2 protein-coding genes and 1 pseudogene are annotated in these 2,979 nt (G+C 32.2%); all 3 read right to left on the reverse strand.

The genetic code is table 11. The annotated features are described in order from the left end of the window. Positions 1-493, reverse strand: a pseudogene (locus tag RB298_RS02085) (hypothetical protein); the annotation flags it as partial. After that, the gene (locus tag RB298_RS02090) at positions 490-1,368 is read right to left on the reverse strand and encodes a DUF4007 family protein (protein WP_057235774.1); all 879 of its coding nucleotides are present in this window, start codon (positions 1,366-1,368) and stop codon (positions 490-492) included. The pseudogene RB298_RS02085 and the gene RB298_RS02090, both read right to left, overlap by 4 nt. Positions 1,369-1,465: 97 nt before the next feature. After that, positions 1,466-2,979, reverse strand: a 1,514-nt coding sequence (locus tag RB298_RS02095; RefSeq protein ID WP_486045486.1) for an FtsK/SpoIIIE domain-containing protein, incomplete at its 5' end; no start/stop codon positions are given.

Genomic DNA, 2,979 nt, shown 5'->3' on the forward strand with positions numbered 1-2,979 from the left:
TCTTATTAAATTTTTCTTCCCATAGTTCCACAACTTGTATTATTTTACCGTTTTGTCCAGGTAAAACAATATCGATTTCATTTTCATTCAAAGTACGTATAATAGCATTGAGAATAGCATGTCGGAAACGTCCTTCATTTCCATTTAATGCTACTGTTAAATATGTAGTTGGATTATCCGTTACATTGTTTAATTCTTCATATATTTCATCATGTACCTTGTTAAATTTCGATTGTAGACTTTTGAACGTTTCTCTATCAACTTGTTTGGAAACAATTCCGCCAACGATTGTAGCAATTAAAGATTTGCCTGTACCATAGGGACCCACAATCATATGAGCTTTCGAATTTGTAGAATTAGTAAATCCTTTTAATAACCCTATAAGTGATTCAGCATGAGAAGGTGTAGGTAGATATCTGTTAATAAATTCTTTTTTACCTAAATCAAATTTTATATTAACACTTGTTTTAAAAGTATCATTAGTTCTAATCATTTGGTTACACCTACCTTACGACGATATTCTTGTTGTAAAAATTCATATGGAGTAATTTCAGGAATTCTAATTAAATCTAGATTATTCGTTCGAATAAACGTTAAATTATAAATAGGATTTTGCGTTAATTCATTCAAAGCATTTACAATAGTACTTCTTTTCATGTTAAATACTTTTCCCCATAATGCAGGTTGATTAACTAAGTCATCTACACTTATATTACTTACTCCGTGAAGGGTTTTATAATCTAAAAGTACATACATTAGCGCCGATAAACCTATATCACTTACTGAGGTAGTCCGTTTATATACAATCCCCTTCTTTTCCTCTACTAACTTTGTTTTGTTGAGAGGACTTTGAATGACTTCTTCAGGATCACTAGTATTTTGCCCAGCAGTATATAGTTTTACCAAACAATCAATATCTCTCTTTAGAGATCTCTCTGAAACAGGCTTACTTTCATTCTTTTCTACCCATAAAATTAGTTCGCTTAACAGATTATCTTTTGTAATGATAGTCTCATTGAAGTAGTTAAAGTACCAATACCAAGCTGTGCTAGGCTCTTTTTCCTTTACCATCTGATAGTGTAGAATCGCTGCAGTATCTTGAAGTTTAACAAACCTATCATATTCAAAAATTAAACGTCCCAATTCTGTAATTTTATGAACCTTTTTTCTATCTTCATTAAAAACCTCTTCAACAACGCCGGTGGCTACTACCCAATAGCGCAGTGATTGAACCATATTTTTACCTAAACCAATTTTCTCAAACGCTTCTTTATCATAAAAGAAGCGTTCATCTATTTCTAAATGTCTAATTGCCTTATTTAACCATCTATCCCTTAAATAAAAACTTTGATGTTGTCCGTATCCCATTCTTTCTCGCCTTTCTATATTATTACTGGAACAATCTTACCAGTAATGAAATTTATGAAAAGATAGGCATCTAGACATCGTCTAGATGCACAACTTATTATTCCGTTTTATTAAAATATTTGAGTAGCATTCTACGAACTTTAGGAGTTAAGAAAGGACTTTTCCCTCTCTCAACATTTCCATGAACTTTAGCTAAGAAATCGCCTTTTCCTGCAAGCTTTTCTGCTCCTGAATCATCTAAAATGATATTTGATGCAGTTGCATCAGCCGCGCGTAAAGCTAAGCGGGCACCCAAATTATTTCTGATATTGGTATTTATTATGTCAGATTTTGGGTTTTGGGTACAGATAATCAAGTGAATTCCTGCTGCTCTTGCTTTTTGTCCTAACCTCATGATGGCATTTTCTACTTGTTTTTTCATATCTGCATCTTGTGTCATAAAATCAGCAAATTCATCAAACACTACTATTATTCTAGGAAGAACAATTTCTACTTCTTCAATATACTCCTCTAGGTTGGTTACACCTTCTTGAGCAAAAGTAGTATATCTGCGCTCCATTTCTTCTACCATGTGTTGAAGAACTAAGACTGCTTCACTAATTTCAGTAATAACATTCATTGTATGTTTTTTATTCTCATAAATTGTAAACTCCACTTTTTTAGGATCAATAAACATAAATTGAACTTGTTCAGGCTCATACAAGCACATTATTCCTAAAATAATAGAATTTAGTGTGACACTCTTTCCACTCCCCGTTGTTCCTCCGGTCAAAAGATGAGGAGATAGAGAACTAGAGAAATCCATATAAATAACTTCATTCAGTGGATTAAGACCCAATGGAGCAATTAAATTTGTTTTTTTGATATCTTGCTGTATCTGCTCTCTTGTAAGCTTCATAAATTGCTCAAAATAAATTGTTTCAGGTTGTTCTCTTACAATATCTATATTCATTCCCCGGTTGTTAATAAAGACATGTGGTTCACTATTTAATCCTAGCCATAGCTGTATATCTTTTGTACGTGAAATAATTTTATTTGCTGAAAGATCCGGTGGTAGTGTTAAAATTAGACGTATTACACTTGAACCAATAATCGATTCTTTCACATTAATGTGAATGTTATTATGGTTAAAGTTATATTTTAGTTTTCGAATATACGTATTTTTGAGCTCTTCACTATCGTTATCTTCCACTTCGTACTCTAGCTCTAGACCGTTAAGAGCTTTAATTTCAGGATAGCTATAGTTACTATGATTATCGGGTTCTATTGTTGCTATTGGAGTGTTAATAACTTCATTTTTTAGGTCTTTTTCTCCACTGACAATGCTAGTAGTATGAACATCTAAGTTATCCATTGTTCTTAGAACCTCTTCATTATCTGCTTTATTAACCTCAATATTTTGAACTTCTAAGTTCTCTGGCTTCCCTAAACCTTCTATTTTTTCACTATTTCCTTCAATATCTTTATTTTCAAAAGTCTGTTGTAATGTCTCATTCAAAGATTCCAATTTAGCAAGCTCTTCATATTCAGGCATATCTGATTCGTCTGCTTGCAACGTGTTTAAAATGTATGCACGAGTATATATATAATTTTTTATGTTAGAATCTAATG

The organism is Priestia sp. BR_2 (genome assembly GCF_041954005.1).
GTDB classification, from domain to species: Bacteria; Bacillota; Bacilli; order Paenibacillales; family Paenibacillaceae; genus Paenibacillus_AQ; species Paenibacillus_AQ lautus_A.